The organism is Streptomyces sp. LS-MS-L19, assembly GCF_058382285.1.
On sequence record NZ_JBYCLL010000001.1, the window covers coordinates 911724 to 933949 of the forward strand.

The 22226-nt window shown below is 72.6% G+C and carries 19 protein-coding genes; 11 read left to right on the forward strand and 8 right to left on the reverse strand.

Annotation, left to right across the window (positions count from 1 at the left end):
• Nucleotides 1-146: 146 nt before the first annotated feature.
• Both AC2XR2_RS04050 and AC2XR2_RS04055 read left to right on the forward strand, forming a co-directional pair.
• A complete protein-coding gene (locus AC2XR2_RS04050) occupies nt 147-752 on the forward strand; it encodes an Rv1733c family protein (RefSeq protein ID WP_381299475.1) in 606 nt (201 codons plus the stop codon).
• A gap of 111 nt (nt 753-863) precedes the next feature.
• Complete coding sequence (locus tag AC2XR2_RS04055; RefSeq protein ID WP_381299474.1) at nt 864-3299, forward strand: right-handed parallel beta-helix repeat-containing protein; 2436 nt, start codon at nt 864-866, stop codon at nt 3297-3299.
• Here the strand turns inward: AC2XR2_RS04055 and AC2XR2_RS04060 are convergent.
• Nucleotides 3269-5605 (reverse strand): hypothetical protein, encoded by a 2337-nt coding sequence (locus AC2XR2_RS04060; RefSeq protein WP_491514289.1) that lies wholly within the window; start codon nt 5603-5605, stop codon nt 3269-3271. The two genes, AC2XR2_RS04055 and AC2XR2_RS04060, sit on opposite strands and share 31 nt — an antisense overlap.
• Before the next feature lie 291 nt (nt 5606-5896).
• Here AC2XR2_RS04060 and AC2XR2_RS04065 point away from each other — a divergent pair, with 291 nt between their 5' ends.
• Both AC2XR2_RS04065 and AC2XR2_RS04070 read left to right on the forward strand, forming a co-directional pair.
• Complete coding sequence (locus tag AC2XR2_RS04065) at nt 5897-6736, forward strand: DeoR/GlpR family DNA-binding transcription regulator (RefSeq protein WP_330268758.1); 840 nt, start codon at nt 5897-5899, stop codon at nt 6734-6736.
• Between the two features lie 53 nt (nt 6737-6789).
• Nucleotides 6790-7299 carry an SRPBCC family protein gene (locus AC2XR2_RS04070; RefSeq protein ID WP_491514290.1) on the forward strand — a complete coding sequence of 170 codons (510 nt, stop codon included), beginning with the start codon at nt 6790-6792 and terminating at the stop codon, nt 7297-7299.
• A 10-nt stretch (nt 7300-7309) separates the two neighbouring features.
• On the opposite strand, the gene AC2XR2_RS04075 is transcribed toward AC2XR2_RS04070, so the two are convergent.
• Entirely contained in the window at nt 7310-8956 is a 1647-nt protein-coding gene (locus AC2XR2_RS04075) for a serine hydrolase (RefSeq protein WP_491514291.1), read from the reverse strand.
• A 157-nt stretch (nt 8957-9113) separates the two neighbouring features.
• Nucleotides 9114-10238: an L-cysteine desulfhydrase Cds1 gene (gene cds1 / locus AC2XR2_RS04080; RefSeq protein ID WP_330268755.1), complete on the reverse strand. Its 1125-nt coding sequence runs from the start codon at nt 10236-10238 to the stop codon at nt 9114-9116.
• A 345-nt stretch (nt 10239-10583) separates the two neighbouring features.
• On the opposite strand from cds1, the gene AC2XR2_RS04085 reads away from it, so the two are divergent.
• Together AC2XR2_RS04085 and AC2XR2_RS04090 are read left to right on the forward strand one after the other, a co-directional pair.
• Nucleotides 10584-10907, forward strand: a complete 324-nt coding sequence (locus AC2XR2_RS04085; protein ID WP_330268754.1) for a hypothetical protein — start codon at nt 10584-10586, stop codon at nt 10905-10907.
• A gap of 217 nt (nt 10908-11124) precedes the next feature.
• Nucleotides 11125-11670 (forward strand): ATP-binding protein, encoded by a 546-nt coding sequence (locus AC2XR2_RS04090; protein WP_381299469.1) that lies wholly within the window; start codon nt 11125-11127, stop codon nt 11668-11670.
• Between the two features lie 201 nt (nt 11671-11871).
• Here AC2XR2_RS04090 and AC2XR2_RS04095 read toward each other — a convergent pair whose 3' ends face one another.
• The 3 genes from AC2XR2_RS04095 to AC2XR2_RS04105 are packed head-to-tail and all read right to left on the reverse strand — an operon-like array spanning nt 11872 to nt 15637.
• A complete protein-coding gene (locus AC2XR2_RS04095) occupies nt 11872-14433 on the reverse strand; it encodes an ABC transporter permease (protein ID WP_491514292.1) in 2562 nt (853 codons plus the stop codon).
• Nucleotides 14430-15347, reverse strand: a complete 918-nt coding sequence (locus AC2XR2_RS04100; RefSeq protein WP_381299467.1) for an ABC transporter ATP-binding protein — start codon at nt 15345-15347, stop codon at nt 14430-14432. The genes AC2XR2_RS04095 and AC2XR2_RS04100 overlap by 4 nt, the downstream gene beginning before the upstream one ends.
• Nucleotides 15344-15637 carry an SHOCT domain-containing protein gene (locus AC2XR2_RS04105; RefSeq protein ID WP_381299466.1) on the reverse strand — a complete coding sequence of 98 codons (294 nt, stop codon included), beginning with the start codon at nt 15635-15637 and terminating at the stop codon, nt 15344-15346. Before AC2XR2_RS04105 ends, AC2XR2_RS04100 begins: the two co-directional genes overlap by 4 nt.
• A 177-nt stretch (nt 15638-15814) precedes the next feature.
• On the opposite strand from AC2XR2_RS04105, the gene AC2XR2_RS04110 reads away from it, so the two are divergent.
• From AC2XR2_RS04110 to AC2XR2_RS04120, 3 genes are all read left to right on the forward strand, one after another.
• Nucleotides 15815-16393, forward strand: coding sequence for a TetR/AcrR family transcriptional regulator (locus AC2XR2_RS04110; RefSeq protein WP_449348679.1), 579 nt, complete (start codon nt 15815-15817; stop codon nt 16391-16393).
• Between the two features lie 87 nt (nt 16394-16480).
• Nucleotides 16481-17065, forward strand: a complete 585-nt coding sequence (locus tag AC2XR2_RS04115; protein WP_491514293.1) for a DUF4865 family protein — start codon at nt 16481-16483, stop codon at nt 17063-17065.
• Nucleotides 17062-17985: a phosphotriesterase family protein gene (locus AC2XR2_RS04120; protein WP_491514294.1), complete on the forward strand. Its 924-nt coding sequence runs from the start codon at nt 17062-17064 to the stop codon at nt 17983-17985. Before AC2XR2_RS04115 ends, AC2XR2_RS04120 begins: the two co-directional genes overlap by 4 nt.
• Before the next feature lie 80 nt (nt 17986-18065).
• On the opposite strand, the gene AC2XR2_RS04125 is transcribed toward AC2XR2_RS04120, so the two are convergent.
• Nucleotides 18066-19535 carry a ketol-acid reductoisomerase gene (locus tag AC2XR2_RS04125; protein WP_491514295.1) on the reverse strand — a complete coding sequence of 490 codons (1470 nt, stop codon included), beginning with the start codon at nt 19533-19535 and terminating at the stop codon, nt 18066-18068.
• 85 nt (nt 19536-19620) lie between these two features.
• Here AC2XR2_RS04125 and ilvY point away from each other — a divergent pair, with 85 nt between their 5' ends.
• Both ilvY and AC2XR2_RS04135 read left to right on the forward strand, forming a co-directional pair.
• A complete protein-coding gene (gene ilvY / locus AC2XR2_RS04130) occupies nt 19621-20505 on the forward strand; it encodes an HTH-type transcriptional activator IlvY (protein ID WP_491514296.1) in 885 nt (294 codons plus the stop codon).
• 72 nt (nt 20506-20577) lie between these two features.
• The gene (locus tag AC2XR2_RS04135; RefSeq protein ID WP_491514297.1) at nt 20578-21549 is read left to right on the forward strand and encodes an NAD-dependent epimerase/dehydratase family protein; all 972 of its coding nucleotides are present in this window, start codon (nt 20578-20580) and stop codon (nt 21547-21549) included.
• Between the two features lie 82 nt (nt 21550-21631).
• On the opposite strand, the gene AC2XR2_RS04140 is transcribed toward AC2XR2_RS04135, so the two are convergent.
• On the reverse strand, nt 21632-22066 hold the full coding sequence (locus tag AC2XR2_RS04140) for a GtrA family protein (protein WP_381299459.1): 435 nt from the start codon (nt 22064-22066) through the stop codon (nt 21632-21634).
• Nucleotides 22067-22226: the final 160 nt, after the last annotated feature.

Here is a 22226-nt window from a genome sequence, read left to right on the forward strand (position 1 = left end):
ACCCCGCCCGGTGGCCCGCACGTTGGTCCTTTCATGAGGAGTTCATGAGAGGACCCGGCCGCAGGTGATTTCGCTCTCTCTTCGGCCGGTCCCGCGCGTGAATCCCTCGACAGGGGGTTATCACGGAGCGGAAGGGGGTGCGGACGGTGCGAGCGATCAGCGGACTCTGGCGGTGGCGGCACAACCCGCTGCGGCGCGGGACCGATCTGGCCGAGGCCTGGGTGGCCCTCGTCGCCCTGCTGCTGATCCTGGTCGTCACACCCGTGGTCGGCTCGGTCGTCGGCGGGGTGGCTCAGGACGCGCTCCAGGGGGCGGTGCGGGAGCAGCGTGAGTCCCGGCAGCTGGTGACGGCGACCGTGATCCGCAAGCTGGACCGCTCCCCACTGGACGCCGACCCGGAGACGTCCTCGGGGCGGGAGGTCAGAAGCCGGGTGCTGGCCGACTGGACCGCGCCGGACGGCACCACCCACAAGGGCACCGTCATGGCCGCCCTCCAGACCCCGCACCGTGGCGACCACTTCGACATCTGGACGGACCTGCACGGGCGGATAGCGGCCCGGCCGCTGGACTCCGCCACCGCCACCACCCATGCGGTGCTCGCCGGCACCGGCGCGGCCCTGCTGGCCGCGGGGCTGATCGAGGGCACCCGGCGGTTGGCCGTGTGGCGCATGGTCCGTCGCCGGTACGCGGGGTGGGACCGGGCCTGGGACAGCGCGGGCCCGGACTGGGGCCGGACCGGTACCGGCAGTTGACGGCCTTACGGCTCTGGTCAACCCACCACCCGCGCGCACGCTACGGTGGACCGGCCGAACCTCTTCGGCAGCACAAACCCGCGTACTACGAGGTGGGGGCACAGCAACGCCATGGCACAGGGCACGGTCCAGGTGACGCACACCGGCACATCGCGGTGGCGGCGCCGCACAGGTGAGTACGCGTCGCTCGCCGCCGCCCTGGAGGCCGCGGCCGAGGGCGACGTCCTCACCGTCGCGCCCGGCACCTACCGGGAGAACCTCGTGGTGCAGCGGGCGGTGACCCTGCGCGGCCCGGAGGGCTCGCCGGGTTCCGTGCGCATCGCGCCCGTGGACGGGGTGCCGTTGACGGTCCGTGCCTCGGCGGTGGTCCAGGACCTGCACGTGGAGGGCCAGGACGCGGCCGCGCCCGCGCTGCTCGTCGAGGAAGGCACCCCGGAACTCGCCGACATCAGGGTCGTCACCCGGTCCGCGGCCGGCATAGAGGTGCGCGGCGGCGCCCGGCCGACCGTGCGGCGCTGCACCGTCGACAACCCGGCCGGCATCGGCATCGCCGTACTCGAGGGCGCGGGCGGGGTGTTCGAGGAATGCGAGATCGTGGCGGCCGGCCAGTCCGGTGTCGCGGTGCGCGGCGGCGCCCACCCCCGCCTCGACCGCTGCCGGATCCACCACACCTCGGGTGCGGGTCTGGCGGCGACCGGCGAGAACTCCGCGCTGGAGGCCGTGGGTTGCGAGATCTACGAGGTCCGCGGCAGCGGCGTCCAGATCACCGGCCGGGCCACCGCGCACCTCACCGACTGCGATGTGCACCGCACCACCGGCGACGGCGTCACCCTCGACACCGACGCGGTGCTGACCCTGGCCGACTGCCGTATCCACGACATCCCGGAGAACGCGGTCGACCTGCGCTCCCGCTCGGTCCTGACCCTGACCCGCACCACCGTCCGCCAGTTCGGGCGCAACGGCCTGTCGGTGTGGGACCCGGGCACGCGCGTGGACGCCAACCAGTGCGAGATCTTCGACAGCACCGGCGACTACCCCGCGGTCTGGGTCAGCGACGGCGCCACCGCGGTCCTCGACTCCTGCCGGGTGCACGACGTGCCGGACGCCCTGTTCGTCCTGGACCGCGGCTCCCGCGCGGACGTCGTCGACAGCGACATCTCCCAGGTCCGCAACACGGCCGTGTCCGTGAGCGACGGCGCCACCGCCCAGCTCGACGACTGCCGGATCCGGGACGCGGCCACCGGTGCCTGGTTCCGCGACCACGGCAGCGGCGGCACCCTCAACAACTGCACCGTGGACGGCACCCAGACCGGAGTGATCGTCACCAAGGGCGCCGACCCGACGATCGAGCGGTGCACGGTCGACTCCCCCGCCGAGGCCGGCTTCTACGTGTCGGCGGGCGGCCGCGGCAGCTTCCTGAACTGCCGGGTGACGGGCAGCGGCGGCTACGGCTTCCACGTCATAGACGGCTGCCGTACGACCCTCAGGAAGTGCCGCACCGAGCGCTGCGCGCGCGGGGGCTACGAGTTCGCCGACGCCCCCGACGCGGCGGCCGGTTCGGGGCCCGTCGTCGAGGACTGCACCAGCGACGAGAGCGGCGGTCTGACCCCGCCCGCGGCCCGGGAGACGGCCGTACAGACCGAGTCCCGCTCCGCCGGCCTGCTGGGTGCGATCCCGGAGCAGCGGATCACCGAGCAGGAGCCGCTGGTCGCGCCCGCCGAGCCGGAGAAGCCGGCGCGCACCTCCAAGGCCGTCCTCGGTGAACTCGACGCGCTGGTGGGCCTGGACAGTGTCAAGCGCGAAGTGCGGGCGCTCACCGACATGATCGAGGTGGGAAGGCGCCGTCAGCAGGCGGGTCTCAAGGCGGCCTCCGTCAAGCGCCACCTGGTCTTCACCGGTTCCCCCGGCACCGGCAAGACGACCGTCGCCCGGCTCTACGGCGAGATCCTCGCCTCTCTCGGGGTCCTGGAGAAGGGCCATCTCGTCGAGGTGTCCCGCGTCGACCTGGTCGGCGAGCACATCGGCTCCACCGCGATCCGCACCCAGGAGGCCTTCGACCGGGCGCGCGGCGGAGTGCTGTTCATCGACGAGGCGTACGCGCTGTCGCCGGAGGACTCCGGCCGGGACTTCGGCAAGGAGGCCATCGACACGCTGGTGAAGCTGATGGAGGACCACCGGGACGCGGTCGTGGTGATCGTCGCCGGCTACACCGCCGAGATGGAGCGGTTCCTGTCGGTCAACCCGGGGGTGGCGTCCCGCTTCTCACGGACCATCACCTTCAGCGACTACGACCCGGACGAACTCCTCAGCATCGTGGAGCAGCAGGCCGAGGAGCACGAGTACCGGCTGGCGCCGGGCGCCCCCGAGGCCCTGCGGAAGTACTTCACGGCGATGCCGAAGGGGCCCGCGTTCGGCAACGGCCGTACCGCGCGGCAGACGTTCGAGGCGATGGTCGAGAGGCACGCGAGCCGGGTCGCTCAGGTCGACGACCCGACCACGGACGATCTGACCCTGCTCTACGCCGAGGATCTGCCCGGCTCGTCCTGAGAGCGCGGTCCCGGCAGGTCCGGCTGGAGCCGGCCCAGCAGCTTCGCCCGTTCCTCGGCGAAGGCGGGGTCGGCCTGGTAGTCGGAGTGGCCGAGGATGGGCGCGGGCAGCGGGTGCAGATCGGTGCGGCCGTAGACCAGGGGGTCCCTGAGGGGCTCGCGGTCCACCTCGGGGCCGCAGTCGCCGGGCAGCCGGACCGGGCCGCCGATGGGGTCGGTGAGCCGGTGGAGGTTGCGCCAGCAGTCCACGTCGTGGTGCAGGGCGGTGAGGGCGGCCGGTCCGAAGTGGGCCGGGAACCAGCGGCCGTAGAGGCGCTCGAGCGGGGAGCCGTAGGTCAGCAGGGCGACCCGCTTGCGGACCGACGGCTCCAGCTGCCAGGCCGCGGCGGCGGCGAGGACGCTGCCCTGGGAGTGGCCCGAGATGACCAGTCGGCCGCCGGTGGTCCGGATCCAGGTCCCGATCCGCCAGGTCAGGTCGGGGACCGCGCGCTCGGCGTAGCAGGGCGGGGCGAAGGGGTGGGCGGCGCGCGGCCAGAAGGTGCCGACGTCCCAGAGGATGCCGATGGTGCGGCGGGCGGAGGCGTCCTTGTAGGCGCGTCTGCCCCAGGTGACGAACAGGAGGAAGCCGAGACCGATCAGCCAGGAGCCGAGGGCCTGGCCGGCCTCGGCGGCGCTCTCGACGAAGGGGTACGCCCCCTCGGCGGCCCTGGCCGGGGTCTTGCGGGAGGTCAGGGCGCCGACGAGCGCTCCGGACCCGAGGAGCAGGGTGCTGGCCGCCGTCACACCGAGCAGGCGGGGCCCGCGGTCCGTCAGGGCCGCCATGGCGCGGGTCCTGGCGATGCGCCGGGTGCGGGCCGCGTCCTTGGGCTCGCCGGGGTACTCGCTCTCCACGACGGCCCGTTGCTCCCGGCCCGATCGCCAGGCCCGCCGGCCCAGCCAGGCGAGGTGCCCGAGGAGCACGAGCAGGACCAGCGGGATCACGGACGCCTGCCAGGTCAGCAGGACCGGCGGGCCGGGGATGGTGGCGCCGGTGCCGTCCAGCCAGTCCGCCACGCGCTGCGACACGCCTCCGGACATCACGCCGCCGAGGGCGCAGGCCAGCGTCGCGACGGCGGGTCCGGCGAGGCCGCGCAGGGCGGCGCGCGGGTCGGGGTGCGTGCGGTACAGCAGGTGGGCGACGACGGCCAGGCCGATCACCAGAAGCCCCTGGACGAAGGCGATGCCGCCGAAGGTGGCGTCCCCCGACAGCCGGCCCTGCGACTGCCATCCCGGCCGGGCCCAGCCGGCGTACACCGCGGCGAGGGCGAGCAGGGCGAGCGCGGCGAGCGGCAGGCGTCGTACGAGCTGCTCGTCGAGCCGGCGGTCCAGGCGCCGCTCGCTGCGGCCGCGGCGGCACACCACCCACACGACCGTCGCCCCGGCGAGGACGAGACTCAGCTGAAGGAGGCGGCCCAGGGTGTCCAGCAGGGCGGGACCGCCCGGTGCGCGGTCGAAGCGGGCGGCCGTCGAGCTGACCGCGGCGGCGATCGTCAGGAAGCCGGCGGCGGTGTGCGCGGCGCGCAGGCGGGCGACCAGGCGGCGGCCGTACCAGAAGCCGGGGCGGCCGAGCGCGGTGCGGCCGTGGTCCTCCTCGGGCTCGCCCTCGCGGGGCAGGGGCTGCTGGGACTCGTAGGCGCTCCAGGTGCGGTGGGACAGGTACCAGAGCAGGCCGGTGAGCGCGGTCGGGACGAGGGCGGCGAGGGCGAGGCGGCGGCCGGGCCTGCTCCACCAGCCGTCGTCGGACACGTCGGGCGACAGGAAGCCGAGCCAGGAGCGCGACTCGGCGCACGCGCGTGTGCCCGCGCACTGCCAGGCGGCGAGGTCCAGGGCGACCTCGCAGGCGGCGGCGACCAGCAGGACGGTCAGGGTCAGGCCGGCGAGCCGTACCAGCAGGCCGTAGAGCCGCACGGTCTTCTTGCGGCCGCGCGCGGTGGGCCGCATCCAGTGGGCGAGGTTGACGACCATGAACGGCAGCAACAGCAGCCACAGGGCGCGGGTGCCGTTTCCCGAGGTGAGGTTGCACCAGACGTACGCCTCGGGGACCGGGCCGGTGCGGCCGTCGTGCGGTCGGGCCTCGGCGTCGACGTCGTCGGCGCGCCGGAACACGGCCGCGACGTCGTCCCCGGTGATCCGCACCGTGCGCGGGTCGTCGAGCATCTTGTCCGGCGTGGTGCCGCCCACTCCGTGGACCAGGAGTTCCAGGGCGGTGCCGGATGCTGCGGCACGGGCGGTCGAGCCGCCGGTGCCCTTGGTCGGAACACGTTCCACTGATTCGCACTTCCCCCGTGACGCGCCGTCGGCATCTGTCCGTGCGGGCACAAGGATCTCCGCCGACCGCGTTTCGCGCACCTCTCGTCACGGAATCTCCCCGATCCGAGTGACAGCGAGAGCGCAGGTGTACACCCGGGGACATGAGCGTGACGGGGCGGTCGGTGGCGCGACCGTGGGGGGCCCGTGCGAGTATGGGACGTCCGCGCACCAGGGACGGGCAAAATATCCTAGTCGGAGTGGGTGCGCAGGGCGTGTCGGACGGCCCCAGGCGAAAGGACCGGAGCGTACGTGAGCGAGAATCAGAACCTCCTCGCGGAGCAGCGGCGCGCCCTGATCCTGGACGAGGTCCGGCGCCGCGGCGGGGTGCGCGTCAACGAGCTGACGCGGAAGCTCGGCGTGTCGGACATGACCGTGCGGCGCGATCTCGACGCGCTGGCCCGCCAGGGTGTGCTGGAGAAGGTGCACGGCGGCGCGGTTCCGGTGGTCGAGGCGAGCACGCACGAGCCGGGGTTCGAGGCGAAGTCGGGACTGGAGCTGACCGCCAAGGAGGACATCGCGCGGTCGGCGGCGGAGCTGGTCGCGCCGGGCACGGCGATCGCGCTGTCGGGCGGTACGACGACGTACGCGCTGGCCCACCATCTGCTCGACGTGCCGGATCTGACCGTCGTCACCAACTCGGTGCGGGTGGCCGACGTGTTCCACGCGGCGCAGCGCACCACGGGCCCGCGTCAGGGCGCGGCGACCGTCGTGCTGACCGGCGGGGTGCGTACCCCGTCCGACTCGCTGGTGGGACCGGTGGCCGACCAGGCGATCGGGGCGCTGCACTTCGATGTGCTCTTCCTCGGGGTGCACGGGATATCGGTCGAGGCCGGGCTGTCGACGCCGAACCTCGCGGAGGCCGAGACCAACCGCCGGCTCGTGCAGTCGGCGCGGCGGGTCGTGGTGGTCGCCGACCACACCAAGTGGGGCACCGTGGGCCTGAGTTCGTTCGCCGCGCTGGAGCAGGTCGACACCCTGGTGACGGACGCGGGGCTGCCGGGTGCGGCGCGCGCGGAGATCTCCGAGCATCTGCGGCGCCTTGTGGTGGCCGGTGATGCCGACGAGGCCGTTGCGGGTAAGGACAGTTGACTGGGCGTCAGCTAGGGTGAGCAGCTCCTGACCCGACACAGGGGGGTGTGTCCGTGGCTCACCAACTGCGTGAGGTGGGGCTCGACTTCATCGGGACCGCGCCGGTCCGGATGGTGTTCGTGCAGGAGATGTCGGCGCCGCCGGAGGCGGTCTACCGGGCACTCGCCGAGGACGTCCCCGGGTGGCAGGAGTGGTTCGCCGCGGTGACCCTCGCCCGCTCCACCGGGGACGGTTCGACCCGTGAGATCCACCTCAAGGGCGGCGGGCGCTTCCAGGAGACGGTCATCGCGGCGAAGGACCCCGAGGTGTACGCCTACCGGGTCGACGTGGCCAACGCGCCCGGGGCCCGCGCCATCGCCGAGGAGTGGCGGCTCGTGCCCGCCGGGACGGGCACGAGTGTGCGGTGGACGTTCGCCGTGGACGGTACGGCGGCGTTCCGGCTCGTGACGAGGCTCGGGCGGGCCGGCCTGGGACGGGCTTTCCGGGACGCGGTCAAGCGGCTGGACCGGCGGCTCGCGCACCAGGAGCCCGTACGGCCGCCGGACCCTCCACAGCGCCCGTGAGGACGCGAGGCTAGTCGTTCCTCGTGAAGGTGCCGAGGCCGCTCGTGTCGAGGTTCTCGACCCGGACCTTGTCGGCGCGGCCGCCTGAGCCGACGGTGAAGGTCACCCCGGTCAGGCCGACGGCCATCTCTCCGGTGGTGCGGTAGCTGAAGGTGTCACCGTCGTAGTGGGTCAGGACGAACCGTTGCTTCTTGGGCCCGACCTGCAGGCTGAGTTCGTCCCCCTGGGCGCTGACGGTCAGCGGGCCGTAGTAGTCGTTGGCGTACGTTCCGGTGTAGGCGCTGTTGGCCTTTGCGGGCGCGGGCGAGGCCGGGGGCTTGCTGTAGTCGGTCTCCGAGCGTTCCGCCTGCAGGGTCTGCTGGAAGACCGGCCCGAGGAACTTCAGCCAGTCGACGGTCGGCCCGCCCGTCTGCGCGGTGTCGAGGAAGGTGGCGGAGATCGCCTCGGGCACACCGATCGGCTCGCCGTTGGTCAGGACGACGATGCCGAGCTTCTCCGAGGGCAGCAGCGCGACGTTGGTGGCCGCCCCCAGCGCGAAGCCGCCGGAGTGGCCGAGCTTCAGCCTGCCCTGGTCGTCGTAGCTGACGTTCCAGCCGAGACCGTAGAAGCCGGCCCGGCCCGCGGGCGTGTGCGGCGGCGCGGAGACCATGTACGGCAGGTGGGTCTGCTCCAGCGCGGCGGCGTCGACGACCTGCCGCCCCTCGAACTTCCCGTTGCCCAGTTGCAGGCGCAGCCACTTCGTCATGTCGCTGACCGTGGAACTGGCCCCGCCCGCCGGGCTCTGGGCGTCCGGGTTTCGCACGTACGAGGCATTCCAGGTGTCCCCGCTCTTCACGTGCAAGGTGGCCTTGTTGCCCGCCTTCTCGTAGTCGGCGAACGAGGAGCTGGTGGAGTCCATCCCCAGCGGCTTGTACACCTTGTCGGCGGACAGCTCCTCCCAGCTGGTGCCCGCCGCTCGCGCGGCGGCGACGCCCGCTTCGGTCAGTCCGAAGTTGGTGTACGCGTAGTGGGCGCGGAAGGGGGCCAGCGGCTCGTAGCGCAGGTGGTTCAGGATGTACGAGCGGTCGTAGCCCAGGTCCTCCAGGAGGTCTCCGGCGTGGTCGGGCAGTCCGCTGCGGTGCGAGAACAGGTCGGCCAGCGTGACATGGCGGCTGACCCACGGGTCCTTCAGCGCGAATCCGGGCGTGTACTTGACGACCGGGTCGTCCCAGCCGACCGTCTTGTCGCCCACCGCGGCGGCGACCACGGTGGAGGCGAGGGGCTTGGAGACCGAGGCGAGCTGGAAGACCGTGTCCGCTCCGATCCGGTCCTTCGTGCCCGCCTTCCGCAGGCCGAACCCCTTCTGGTACACCACCTTGTCGTCGTAGACGACGCCCACCGCGATTCCGGGCACCCCGGTGGTGCGCATGGCGTCCTTGACGACGTCGTCCAGCTGGTCCACCGCGGTCTCGACCTTGGCACGGGTGAGCTGTGCCGGCGGCTGGGCGGGCGGGACCGAGGGCAGCGGCGACGTCGCGGCCGCCGCACGGCCGACGACGGCGGCGGTGTCGGCGTCGGACCCGGTACAGCCGACGGCCAGCGCCGCTACCAGGCCCAGTGCTGCGGCGGAGTGAAGTGACCGGCGGCTTGCGGTGTCGAGTCGGGGCATGGTGTCCATGCAAATCCCTCCCCCGGCATCCGGCGCGCCTTCGCAGGCCGTTCGGGGGATCGGGCGTTCGCCGGCACGCCCGCCCGGGCCCGACGCTCCGGCCGGACGGGCTGGTGACCGGAGCGGTGCGGGAGTGACGCGGCCCGGGGTCTGCTCGATGGCAGGCTCAGTCGGGCCAGACGCCTGTCTGCAGCAGGGTGGCGATCGCCGTCGTGTACGGCTCGATGTCCAGGCCCTGTTCGGTCAGCCAGGTGTCCGAGTAGTACTTGTCGAGGTAGCGGTCGCCGGGGTCGCAGAGCAGGGTGACGACACTGCCCCGCCGTCCCTCGGCCACCATCTCGGCGATGATCTTCAGGGCGCTCCACAGGCCGGTGCCGGTCGAGCCGCCCGCCTTCCGGCCGATGGCCTGCTCCAGGGCGCGTACGGCGGCGACGCTGGCCGCGTCGGGGACCTTCATCATGCGGTCGATCGCACCGGGCACGAAGCTCGGCTCCATCCGGGGCCGACCGATGCCCTCGATGCGCGAGCCGCAGTCGCAGGTGACGTCCGGATCGCCGGTGGTCCAGCCCTCGAAGAAACAGGAGTTCTCCGGATCGGCCACACAGATGCGGGTGTCGTGCTGCATGTAGTGGACGTACCGGGCGATGGTCGCCGAGGTGCCGCCGGTGCCGGCCGTGGCGACGATCCACGCGGGCTCCGGAAATCTCTCCAACTCCAGTTGGCGGAAGATGGATTCGGCGATGTTGTTGTTGCCGCGCCAGTCCGTGGCCCGTTCCGCGTAGGTGAACTGGTCCATGTAGTGGCCGCCGGTCTCCACCGCGAGTCGGGCGGACTCCTCGTACATCGTGCGCGGATCGTCCACGAAGTGGCACCGCCCGCCGTGGAACTCGATGAGGCGGATCTTCTCCGCGCTCGTCGTGCGGGGCATGACCGCGATGAAGGGCACGCCGATCAGCTTCGCGAAGTACGCCTCGGACACGGCCGTCGAGCCGCTGGACGCCTCGATCACCGGGCGGCCGGGCCGGATCCAGCCATTGCAGAGGCCGTAGAGGAAGAGCGAGCGGGCCAGCCGGTGTTTGAGGCTGCCGGTCGGGTGCGTGGACTCGTCCTTGAGGTACAGGTCGATGCCCCACCTCTCGGGCAGCGGGAAGCGCAGCAGGTGGGTGTCGGCCGAGCGGTTGGCGTCGGCCTGGACCTTGCGGACGGCTTCTTTCAGCCAGCCGCGGTAGGCGGGGTCGCTGTGGTCGACATCGAGGGTGTCGCCGGTCCGGGTCTGCTGAGGGGTGCTCACGACAGGGCTCCTTACGCTGCGCGCCGACGGCGGATCGCGCGGCCGACACCTCGATCATAGACACCTTTCGCACGCCCCTCACCTGCATAAACGCACCTTTGAGAGCCTCAAAGGCACCCCTGGGGTCGCCGTCCGCACGGCTGTGGGGGCGCATTCGGGCGAGTGCGCCCGACGCTCCCGGTGAGGTGTCATGCGCACTGGTGCTCGACGCCCGTGGCGGGCAGACTGCACCGGGCGGGACGAGGTCCCGAACGGGGGCGCACACTGGATCACGACAGGAGCCGGCTCTCGGCGCACACGGGAGCGCGGGTCGGCACACCGATGCGCACAAGGGGGCGGGACGGCATGGCGGAGCCGGAGTTCACGGCTACGGGCGTCCGGATCGGCAAGAGGTTGCGCTCGCTCACCCGGGCCGGTCAGGTCCGGATCAGCGACGGCAGACTGGAACTGCTCACCAGTTACGGCAGTGAGATCGACAGCGCGCCGGTGCAGGCGGTGCGCGCCTCCAAGCCCTGGTTCGCGAACGACGACCGGGCCCTCGCGGACCTCAACGGGAACCGGTACTCGCTCACCCTGGGCGAGCACGACCCGGCCCCGGGTGAACCCGGGCCCCCCGCGGCGCGCCGCTTCATCGAGGCCGTACGCAGGGCGGCGGGACGCCGCGACTGAGCCGGCACGCGACGGCGCGGGCGGACTCGGCGGACTGTGAGTTGCGCCACCGCGCCTCCTGCGTCACGCTGTTCTCACATCACTCTCGGTTTACCGGCGATTACGCTGCGAACCAGCCCGCCGGGCACGACAGCAGGCGGCCGTTTCCACTCCGGCATCCTGCTGGATCGATCCGAACTCCGTGTTCTTCCGGACCTCACGTCGGGGAGTCGCAGCCGTGATCAGTCATCCGAGCAGGCACTGCGCGGTGGAGCTCCAGGCTCTGCCGTCGCGGATCGGCCAGGTCCGCAGAATCCTTTCCGCGCAATTGCGCTACTGGCATCTGGATCCCCTCATAGACCGGGCCGCGCTCGGTGTGACGGAGCTGTTGACCAACGTCCACCGCCATGCCCAGCCCGACAAGACGTGCACCGTGGAGATCGAGCTGCTGTTCGATCGACTCACGGTCTCGGTGCGCGACCACGACCCGCGTCTGCCGGTCGTGGCCGACATCGAGGACGCCGAGCCGCTGGCCACGTGCGGGCGCGGGCTAGCGATGGTGGCCGCGGTCAGCGAGAGCTGGGGCGTACGGCCTGACGGCGAGTCGGGCAAGGTCGTGTGGTTCACCCTGCCCACGCCCGCCGCGGCGCGCCCCCGGCCGGCCGCCGCCACGCGTCCGCCGCGGCGGAAGGTCGCGGTCGCGGAGACGTCCGGGCTCAGGTTCCCCGAGGTCGACGTCCGCAGGCCGGAACACGCTCCCGCCCGGTCCGCCGTTGCCGGTTGACCGGGCGGTGACAGCCTCTTCGGCTGGTCCGGCTGGGGGTGCGTCGGCAGGGTGCCCTCCATTGGCGTCGGGAGCCCGATCGCGTTCTCCGTCGGCGTCGGGAGCCCGATCGCGCTCAGGTCTCGAGGACTTCGTGCGATCGGGTTCTCGGGGTCGACGCGGCCCTCCGGGGCACCGGTGACCGGCGCGCCCGCGGAAGTCTCACTCCGTGGCTATCGCCCGAAGCACGTCGAGCCGTGCCGCGCGTCGGGCCGGGCGCAGGCCCGCGAGGGCTCCCGCCGCGAGGCCCACCAGGGCGACCACCGCGAGTTGCAGCGGTGGCATCGCGAAGGCGAAGGTGCTGTCGCTCGCGCCGTCCGAGGCCTCCACCAGGACCCAGCCGAGGAAGGCGCCGAGGCCGAGCCCGCCGACCGTGCCGAAGGCGGCGACCAGCACCGACTCCCAGCGCACCATGGCCCGCAGCTGGGACCGGGTTTGGCCGACGGCCCGCAGCAGGCCCAGTTCGCGGGTGCGCTCGTGGACGGCCAGGGAGAGCGTGTTGGCGATGCCCAGCAGGGCGATGAGGACCGCGAGGGCGAGCAGGGCGTAGACGAGCGTCAGCATCATGTCGATCCCGCCGGCCGAGGACTGCGCGTACTCGTCCCGGGTCTGCACCTCGGGGTTGCCGTAGCGCGCCGCCACCTTCTCCACCGCAGCCTTGCCGGCGTCGGCGCTCACCCCATCCTTGAAGGAGACGGCGACGAGGGTGTCGGAGTCCTGGGTGCGATGCGGGGCCCAGGCCGCGCGCGTGATGACGTACTCCCCCGCCAGCTCGGACTGTCCGTAGACCGCGCGGACCGTGAAGGTCTCCGTCTCGCCGTCGGTGAAGCCGAGCCGGACCCTGTCCCCGGGCGCGAGGCCCTGCTTCTCCGCTTCCTTCTCGGTGATCGCGATGCCGTGGGTGCCCAGCTCGCTCAAGGAGCCGCGGACCGTGCCGAGATCGAAGGTGCGTTGCAGCGCGAGCGGGTCCGTGACCGTCAAGGCCCGTCCGCTGCCGTTGACTTCGGTGACCCCGCGGCCGAGTCCCACGGCCGTGTCCACCTCGGGCAGTCGTTGCACCGCTGCGGCGAGCCGGGGGCTCAGACCGCTGCCGCCCGCGCCGAACGACGGGGCGCTGACGGCGACATCGCCCGCGAAGGACCGGGACACGGTCTGGTCCATGGTCGCCTTCAAGGAGGCCCCGAACACGGTGAACAGGGACACCACGGCGACGCCGATCATCAGTGCGCTCGCGGTGGCGGCCGTCCGCCGGGGGCTGCGCAGGGCGTTGCGCCGGGCGAGCCCGCCGGTGACTCCGCGCAGTCGGTCGAGGGGCCGACCCAGGACCCGTACCGCTGCCGTGGCGGCGACCGGGCCGAGGACCACGAAGGCGGCCAGGGCCAGGACGGCACCGGCTCCCGCCGGCCAGAGGGACGGGGACACCAGGACGCCGGTGAGCGTGACGGCCACGGCGAGCGCGGCCAGGCCGGCCCCGAGGACGGCCCGGCCTCGGGAGGCGCCGGACCGGTCGACGGCCGTCTCGCGCAGCGCGGCGAGGGGTGCGGTGTGTCCGGCGCGTACGGCGGGCAGCAGCGCGGAGCCCAGGCAGACCACGACGCCGACCGCGAGCGGCAGTGCCATCGACAGTGCGCTGACCACCAAGTCGCCCTCGGGGAAGGGGAATCCAATGGCCGGGAACAGCGCCTGGAGGCCGGCGGCGACACCGATGCCGCCCGCCAGGCCGGCAGCGGAGGCGGTCAGGGCCACGGCGCTCGCCTCGGTCAGGGTCGATGCGGTGACCTGTCGGCGGGAAGCACCGAGGGCGCGCAACAGGGCGTTCTCGCGGGTGCGTTGGGCGACGACGATCGCGAAGGTGTTGTGGATGGAGAAGGTGGCGACCAGAAGGGCCACGCCCGAGAACACCAGCAGGAAGGTGGTGAAGATCGTCAGGAACTGACTGGAGATCATGTCGGTGTTCTCCTCGGTCGACTCCTGACCCGTGATGGCCTCAACGCCCTTGGGCAGCACGGGAGTCAGCCGGTCGACGAGCTCCTGCTGGCTGACGCCGGGGCCCGCGCGCACCAGAATGCTTGACGCCCGGCCGGGCTCTGCCGTGAGGTACTTTTCGGCGTCGGCGCGGGTCATGCCCGTGTACGTCACCTGGGCCATGCCGTCCTCGCCGCCGAAGGTCGCCAGGCCGACGATCTTCACCTCGACGGGGTCGGGCGTGCGCAGCGTCGTGGTGTCGCCGATCTTCAGGTCGCCCCGGTCGGCGGTGCCGCGGTTGACAACGACCTCGCCGGACTTCTCCGGGGCGCGGCCCTCGGCCAGCCGGTACGGGTTGAGCGCCGGGTAGTCGATCCAGTTGCCGGCGAGGGTGGGCGGGCCCTGGCCGCCGATGGGCTTGCCGTTCGCGCCGATCAGCTGACCGGCGCCCTGGATGTCGGGGGCGGCGGCCGCGACGCCGGGCACCTGTTCCACGGTCCGCACCAGATCGGTGGGGACCGGCGCGCGGACGCCCTCGCTCTCCCCCGGTGTGGTGATGGCCTCGGCGCTGCGGACCACGGCGTCGGTGCCGCTGGTGGCATTGCCGAACATCGTGTCGAAGCCGGCGCGCAGGGTGTCGCCCATGACGAGGGTCCCGGCCAGGAAGGCCACACCGAGGAAGACAGCGAGGAAGGTCCCGGCGAAGCGGCGCTTGTGGGCCAGCAGGGAGGAGCGGCTGAGGCGCAGGGTGGCGTTCACGAGGGGCCCTCCTTCCGGGGGCGGGAGGGCGTTCCGGTCGGCGTGGAGGCGCTGGTCGCGGCGGCCGCCGCGGGGGGCTCGTCCCGCATCGAGGGCTCGGTCCGCTTGACCGCCGCCGGCGCCGTGACGGCCCCCGCCCCCACCCCCGCTCCCGTCCGTGAAGTCGCCTCGAACGCCTTCATCCGGTCCAGGACCCGGTCGGCGGTCGGGGATTCCATACGGTCCACCAGGCGGCCGTCGGCGAGGAAGACGACCTCGTCCGCGTGGGCGGCGGCGACCGGGTCGTGGGTGACCATGACGACCGTGCGGGCCGTCTGGCGTACGGTCCGGCCGAGGAGGCCGAGGACCTCGCCGCCCGAACGGGAGTCGAGGTTTCCGGTGGGTTCGTCGGCGAAGACGACGTCGGGCCGGCCGGCGAACGCCCGGGCCACGGCGACGCGTTGCTGCTGTCCGCCGGACAGTTCGCTCGGCCGGTGGTGGAGCCGGTCGCGCAGGCCTACGACGTCGACGAGCGCGTCGATCCACTCCGCGTCCCCCTTGCCGCCCGCGAGGTCCAGAGGCAAGCGGATGTTCTCCTCGACGGTCAGCGTCGGCACCAGGTTGAACGCCTGGAAGACGAAGCCGACGCGGTCGCGGCGCAGGAGGGTCAGACGGCGGTCGTCCAGTGCGCCCAGGTCGGTGTCGCCGATGTAGGCGCCGCCCGCGGTGAGCGTGTCGAGGCCCGCCGCGCAGTGCATGAGCGTGGACTTGCCGGAGCCCGACGGCCCCATGATCGCGGTGAAGCGGCCGGCCGGGAAGTCGACGCTCACCCCGTCCAGGGCCCGCACGCCGGTGTCGCCGCTGCCGTACACCTTGACGGCGTCGACCACCCGGGCGGCGGGGAGCGTCTGTGAGGGGACGGTTCCGGCGGTCATGCCGCACCGCCCTTGCCCACCGTGCGGCCGAACTGCTCGTCCAGGACGGACAGTCGGCGCCAGTACTCGTCCTCGTCGATCTCGCCGGAGGCGAAACGGCGGCCGAGCACGGCGATCGGCGAGTCACCGGAGGGACCGGCGTCGGCCATGGCACGCCACGGTCCGCGGCGGCCGCGCCAGACGGTGCGGCGCAGGACGGTGACGACGCCGAGCACGACGGCCGCCCAGATCAGCGGGAAGAAGAGGATCCACGGGCCGGGGCCACCGTCCCAGTTCGCGAGCGTCTGCATGTCGGTTCATCTCCCTGGAGTTCCTGTTGTTCGGTGCTGCTTCGAGACTGGCTCCGGAGAGGGGGGCGGGTCGTCGTACGGCCAGCGGCAGTGCGGGTACCTCCTGGGGAGTACGCGGGCCTGTTCCGCCTGCTCCCCTCAGAGATCCACAGGGTCTCGACTTCTGTAACTACTAGTATGTACAGTGCGTGTATGAGCACCCCGGACCGACTGATCGAGTCCACGCGCGAGCTGTTGTGGGAGCGCGGCTATGTGGGCACCAGCCCCAAGGCCATCCTGGAGCGGGCGGGCGCCGGACAGGGCAGCATGTACCACCACTTCAAGGGCAAGCCCGACCTCGCGCTGGCCGCGATCCGGCGCACCGCCGAGGAGCTGCGGGCCGCTGCCGAGAGCGTGCTCGGTGGGCCGGGCACACCGTACGAGCGCATCGAGGCGTATCTGCGGCGCGAGCGCGACGTGCTGCGCGGCTGCCCGGTCGGCCGGCTCACGATGGACCCGGACGTGATCGCCAGCGACGAACTGCGCGCACCTGTCGACGAGACGATCGACTGGATCCGTGAGCGCATCGCCGGGATCGTCGAAGAGGGCAAGGAGCAGGGCCAGTTCGCGGCCTCGCTGGACGCCGAGGAGATCGCGGCGACCGTCCTCGCGACGGTCCAGGGCGGCTATGTCCTCGCCCGCGCCTCCGGCTCGCCCGCCGCGTTCGACACCGGCGTGCGGGGACTGCTGTCGCTGCTCGCTCCCCAAGCGCCGTAAGGGAGCCGGGGCCGTGGAGGACTGCACCACTACCGACCGGGCCGCCCGCATCACCGCCGAGGACCACTCCGCCTGAGGAGGCGACCGATGCACGCGATGCAGTACGCGCTCACCCTGCCGGCCGACTACGACATGGCCGTCATCCGTGGCCGGGTCGCCCGGGTCGGGCATCTGCTCGACGACTGGGAGGGCCTCGGCTGCAAGGCCTACCTGGTGCGCGAGCGCGGGGTGAACGGCTCGCCGGTCAATCAGTACGCGCCCTTCTACCTCTGGAACACCATGGAGGGCATGAACACCTTTCTCTGGGGAGGCGCCTTCCAGGGGCTGAGCAACGACTTCGGGCGGCCGTCGGTGCGGCAGTGGACAGGGCTGTCGTACGAGGAGGGCGGCGCGGCCGACTCCCCCGCCCGGTCGGCCGTACGGCTGCGTCAACCGGTGCCCGAGGGCGGTGAGTTGGCGGGGGTGATGGCGGACGCGGTGGGTGAGACGGAGCGGCTGGCCGGGGCGGACGGGGTGGTGTTCGCGGCCGCCGCCGTGGACACGGCCCGCTGGGAGCTCGTGCGCTTCTCCCTGTGGGCGCATGAGGCGCCGAAGACGGAGGGGGACGTGTTCGAGGTGCTGCATGTGTCGGCGCCGGGGCGGAAGCTGCTGCCGCGGGGGCGTCAGTGGTGAGCGCGGTCCGCACGGTGACCGGGGACGTCCCCGGGGAGCGGCTCGGGGTGTGCGACGCGCACGACCATCTGTTCTTCGGCAGCCCCCGACTGCCCGGTCAGGAGCTGCGGAGCAGGTCGGCGGCACAGGCCGAGCTGGCCGCGTTCGCCGCGCAGGGCGGTGGCGCCATGGTGCAGTGGACGCCGTACGGGCTGGGGCGGCGGGCCGCGGATCTGCCGGCGCTGTCCCGGGAGAGCGGGGTGCGGATCGTCGCGGCGACCGGGCTGCACCAGGCCGTCCACTACGACGACGGCACGCTCACCGCACTGCGCGGCGAGCTGGCCGAGGTGTTCGTCGCCGAACTCACCGAGGGCATCGGGACGTCGGGGGTCCGCGCGGGGCTGATCAAGGTGGCGGGCGGATTCCACGCCCTCGACGCGCACGCCCGCTGGACGATGACCGCGGCCGCCGAGGCCCATCGTGCGACGGGCGCGCCGATCGCCGTCCATCTGGAGCTGGGGACCGGCGCGCTGGACGTACTCGACCTGCTGTGCGGTGAGTTGGGGGTCCCGCCGCACCGGGTGATCCTCGGCCATCTCAACCGCTCCCCCGACCTCACGGTGCACCGCCAGGCCGCGGCGTCGGGCTGCTACCTCGCCTTCGACGGGCCCTCACGCGCCCACCACGCCACGGACTGGCGCATGCCGGACGCGGTACGGGCCCTCGCCGACGCGGGACACGGGGACCGGCTGCTCCTCGGCGGCGACACCACGACCGCGGCCGCGCGGTCGGTCAACGGGGGCCCGGGGATGCCGTATCTGCTGCGCCGGGTGGCTCCGCGGCTCACGGTGGAGCTGGGCGGGGAGCTGGTGCGGCGGATCCTCACCGACAATCCCGGGCGGGCCTTCGCCGTGGAGTGGCCGGACCTCGCCGACACGTGAGCTCCGGGTCCACAGCGGAAGGCCCTCGGCCGGTGCCGCACCACCGCCGCCAACAGCCCTACCGCACCCCGCCGGTGGCCCTACGCCACCGAGATGTCCACCGACGGCCGCAGTTTCGCCGCCGCGGCCAGCGCCTCGTGGACGGGGTGGCTCGCGAAGGCCGTCAACAGAGCCTGGTTCGCCGGGTGTTCGGCGGCCGGGTAGGCGATCTGCTCGTAGGCCGCCTGGAAGCGCGGGCCCCAGCGGCGGGCGCCGAGGCGGGCCGTGCGGGAGCAGTTGTCGACCATGTGGGCCACGTCGCGCGCGTGCATGTAGGGCAGCAGTGAGTCGACGGCCTCGATGACGGACTCGTTGACGATCTCCGACCAGGGGTGGCCGCGCTCGGCGAACTCGTCGATCTGGGCGATCATGGTGGCGACGAACACTCCGGCCGTGAACGGGTCGACGGGCAGCTCGCGTTCGCCGCGCCGGGCCCGGACCCGCTCGCCGGCGGCCCACATCGGGGAGCCGCCGATCTCGCTCATCGGGCGTGCCCCGAGCCGCCGTTCGGCCAGGATCACGCTGCGCAGCTCGGTGCCGTCGGCGACCTCGTCGTAGATCTCCGCGACGATCTCGCGCGCGGGCCCGTACGTGGCCGTGTACGCGCGGTCGAAGACGTCCCGGCCGGACGGTGCGAGGCCGTCGCGGACCGCTCGCAGTCCGGAGCGGGAGATTGTGCGGGCGATCGGGCCGGTGACGTTCTCGCAGGAGCGCTCGTAGGCAGTCACCTCGTCGTCCCCGGCCAGGCGGCAGCGCGTGTACAGCGTCTCGACGATGCCGTGGACCGCTCCGAGCAGGATGGCGCGCTCGCCGACGATGTCCGAGAGGTACTCGCTCTCCAGTGTGGTGCGGAAGGTGTACGGCGCTCCGAGCGCCACCGACCAGCCGAGCGCGAGGTCGACGGCCCGGCCGTCGGGGTCGGCGTGCACGGCGAAACTGCTGTTGATCCCGGCGCCGTTGACGTCGGCGCCCTGCTGGTAGAGGCGGCGCACGGAGTCGCCCATGCCCTTGGGGCACACGGCGATCACGGGGTGTCCGGCGGGGAACTCGCCGCCGTTCTCCCGGAGATGGCCGAGGAGGAAGCCGTGCGAGAGTCCGATCGCGGCGCCGGGCTTCAGCACTGCGAAGATCTCCCGGTGGTGGGCGGCGAGGGCCGCGTCCGCGATCAGCAGGACGACCAGGTCGCTGTCGGCGGCGACCGTGAGCCAGTCGCCCAGGGTGCCGTCCTCCTCGGTGAAGCCGTGGGCGCGCGCGTCGGCGGCCGAGCGGGAGCCGGGGCGCAGTCCCACGGTCACCCGGATGTCGGACCCGGCCAGGGAGTCGCGCAGGTTGAGCGCCTGGGCGCGGCCCTGGGGGCCCCAGCCGAGCACGCCGATGCGACGGACTCCTGCGAAGGCCCGGGGCAGCAGGGGGAAGAGGTGCCGGCCGCCGCGCAGGACGGTCTCGGTGCCACCGGGGGCGTCCATGGTTTCCAGGGCGAAGACGCGGGAGGCGTACGAGGTGGAGGTCATGGTCGAGTTGTAGGCTCCGGGCAGGTGTTGCAGCAAGCGCAACTTCCGCATCGGACTGTTGCGCGAAGTGAAAGGTGCAGGTCGCATGGATGATCACCGGGAGCTCCGGCTGTTCCTGCACCTCGCGCAGACCCTGAACTTCGGCCGGACGAGCCTCGACTGCCATGTCAGTCCGGCCACGCTGACCAGAACCGTGCAGCGGCTGGAGGCGGAGCTGGGGCACCGGCTGTTCGACCGCGGCCCGCGCGGGGTGTCGCTGACCGCGCAGGGTCACCGCTTCCGCGAATACGCCGTACAGGCACTGGAGTTGTGGCGTGCCTATCGCGAGGAGCATCCCGATCCGGCCGAACTGACCGGCCGTCTGGCGGTGTTCGCGACGGTGACCGCCTGCCAGGCGCTGCTGCCCGACCTGTTGGCGCCGTTCCGCGCGGCCCATCCTCAGGTACGGCTGGACCTGCGCACCGGTGACGCCGCGGCCGCGCTGGCCCGGCTGGACGAGGGCGAGGTGGACGTGGCCGTCGCGGGGATCCCGGCGCGACTGCCGGAGGGGCTGGTGAGCCGGACGGTCGCGGTGACCGAGCTGGTCCTCGTCACCGCGCGGGACCGCCCCGACCCCGGCCCGGACGGGCCGTTCGTCCTCCCCCACCGGGGTCTGGTCCGCGAGGCCGCCGACCGCTGGTTCCGGACCCGGGGGACGGTTCCCGAGGTGGTCTGCGAGCCCGACGGTCACGAAGGGCTGCTGGCCCTGGTCGCCCTGGGCTGCGGCACGGGCGTGGTCCCCCGCCTCGTACTGGAACACAGCGCGGTGCGCGAGCGGTTGGCGGAGATTCCCGCCGAGCCGGGGCCCGAGCGGTTCCCGATCGGCCTGTGCGTGCGGCGGGCCGATCTGCGGCGGCCGCTGGTGGCGGCGCTGTGGAGCCTGACGGCGCCGGAGGGAGCGGAAGCGGGGGACGTTGTCAGTGCCGGCTGACAGGACGCGGGGGTGCGGCGGACGCCGGCTTTCGAAGATCTACTGTTGGACAGTCGAGCTGATGGGAAACGTATGCGAGTCGTCGTGATCGGTGGGAGTGGGCACATCGGCACCTTCCTCGTGCCCCGGTTGGTGCGAGCCGGCCATGAAGTGATCAACATCAGTCGCGGCAGCCGCAGCGCCTACGTCGAGGCCCCCGAATGGGGGCAGGTGCGTCAGGTCGTGGCCGACCGGGAGCAGGAGGACAGCGCCGGCACCTTCGGCGACCGGGTGGCCGGACTGGCCCCGGAGGTCGTCGTCGACCTGGTCTGTTTCACCCTGGAGGCGGCGACCGCGCTGGTCGAGCGGCTGCGCGGCGAGGTCGGGCACCTGCTGCACTGCGGCACCGTGTGGCGCCACGGCCCGAGCCACAAGCTGCCGATCTCCGAGAGCACGGGCACCCCGCCGGTCGGGGAGTACGGCGTCCAGAAGGACCGGATCGCCCGGATGCTGAAGGAGGAGACCGCCTCCGGAGGGCTGGTGACCACGTCCCTGCACCCCGGGCACATCGTCGGTCCCGGCTGGCATCCGATCGGCCCGTTGGGAAACCTCGACCCCGCCGTCTGGTCCACGCTGTCCGCCGGGAAGCCGCTGCGGATCCCCGGCAGCGGGGTCGAGTCGATGCACCATGTGCACGCCGACGACGTCGCCCAGGGCTTCGAGCGGGCGATCGAGCGCCAGGACGCGGCGGCCGGCGAGGACTTCAACATCGTCGCCCCCACCGCGCTGAACGTCCGCGGATACGCCCACATCGCGGCCGGCTGGTTCGGGCACAGCGCGTCTCTGGAACCGGTGTCCTGGGACCGGTTCCGTGAGACCACGCCCCCGGAGCACGCCGAGGCGAGCTGGGAGCATCTGCATCGCAGCCAGTGCTTCAGCATCGAGAAGGCCAGGACCGTCCTCGGCTACGCGCCCCGCTACGAGCCGGAGGCCGCCGTGCTCGAATCCGTGCGCCGGCTGATCGAGCAGGGCGAGCTGGAGGTGGCCCGCCCGCTCGCCCTGTGACGCCCCGTGCCCGTGACGCCCCGTGCCCCGTGACGCCCTGTGCCCTGCGATGGCCGTGCCCTGTGATTCTTTGTGTCCCGCCTCAGGCCGCGAGCTGGACGGGCACCGCACTCGCCCCGTGGCGCCGCACGGGGCGGCTGCTCCGGGTGGCGAACACGTACAGGCGCAGGACGACGAACCGGCCCGCGCCGGCGAGACCCGAGGCACCGAGGTAGACCAGTTGCTCGGTCGCCGTCCCGGCGGCGGGCTGCACCAGGTGCAGCACCCCCACGGCAAAGCTGGTGACCAGATACGCGGCGGTGGCCGAGCCCGCGCACTGCCAGTGTTCGCGCCATCCCGCGCCCCGGCCCTTGCGGAAGGTGTACCGGGCGTGGAGTTCGGTGCAGAGGGCGGTGGAAGCTACGGTGACGATCGCGTTGGCGAGTGCCCAGGGCATGAACACGGCCAGCAGCGACACCGCGAAGCCGGCGAGGATCCCGACCCCGCCTCCAAAGATCACGAACCGTATGAAGGCCATGTGGCCCACCCCCCGTCTCCCGTCGCACCCGTCGCTTTCCGATGACGGAAAGCTACGTTGCATTCAAGGATCGGGCAACTGATTTATTGCACAGCTTAGCCATTGTGGCAGTTCAGGCGTCTCATATCGTTGCAACGAGTGTGCATCTAACGCAACGAGA

Excerpts from the sequence above, each read along its gene's own strand:
- AC2XR2_RS04055 (WP_381299474.1), top strand. The coding sequence starts at position 864 with ATGGCACAGGGCACGGTCCAGGTGACGCACACCGGCACATCGCGGTGG.
- AC2XR2_RS04075 (WP_491514291.1), bottom strand. The coding sequence starts at position 8,956 with ATGGACACCATGCCCCGACTCGACACCGCAAGCCGCCGGTCACTTCAC.
- AC2XR2_RS04085 (WP_330268754.1), top strand. The coding sequence starts at position 10,584 with ATGGCGGAGCCGGAGTTCACGGCTACGGGCGTCCGGATCGGCAAGAGG.
- AC2XR2_RS04100 (WP_381299467.1), bottom strand. The coding sequence starts at position 15,347 with ATGACCGCCGGAACCGTCCCCTCACAGACGCTCCCCGCCGCCCGGGTG.
- AC2XR2_RS04105 (WP_381299466.1), bottom strand. The coding sequence starts at position 15,637 with ATGCAGACGCTCGCGAACTGGGACGGTGGCCCCGGCCCGTGGATCCTC.
- AC2XR2_RS04110 (WP_449348679.1), top strand. The coding sequence starts at position 15,815 with ATGTACAGTGCGTGTATGAGCACCCCGGACCGACTGATCGAGTCCACG.
- AC2XR2_RS04115 (WP_491514293.1), top strand. The coding sequence starts at position 16,481 with ATGCACGCGATGCAGTACGCGCTCACCCTGCCGGCCGACTACGACATG.
- AC2XR2_RS04125 (WP_491514295.1), bottom strand. The coding sequence starts at position 19,535 with ATGACCTCCACCTCGTACGCCTCCCGCGTCTTCGCCCTGGAAACCATG.
- ilvY (WP_491514296.1), top strand. The coding sequence starts at position 19,621 with ATGGATGATCACCGGGAGCTCCGGCTGTTCCTGCACCTCGCGCAGACC.
- AC2XR2_RS04135 (WP_491514297.1), top strand. The coding sequence starts at position 20,578 with ATGCGAGTCGTCGTGATCGGTGGGAGTGGGCACATCGGCACCTTCCTC.
- AC2XR2_RS04140 (WP_381299459.1), bottom strand. The coding sequence starts at position 22,066 with ATGGCCTTCATACGGTTCGTGATCTTTGGAGGCGGGGTCGGGATCCTC.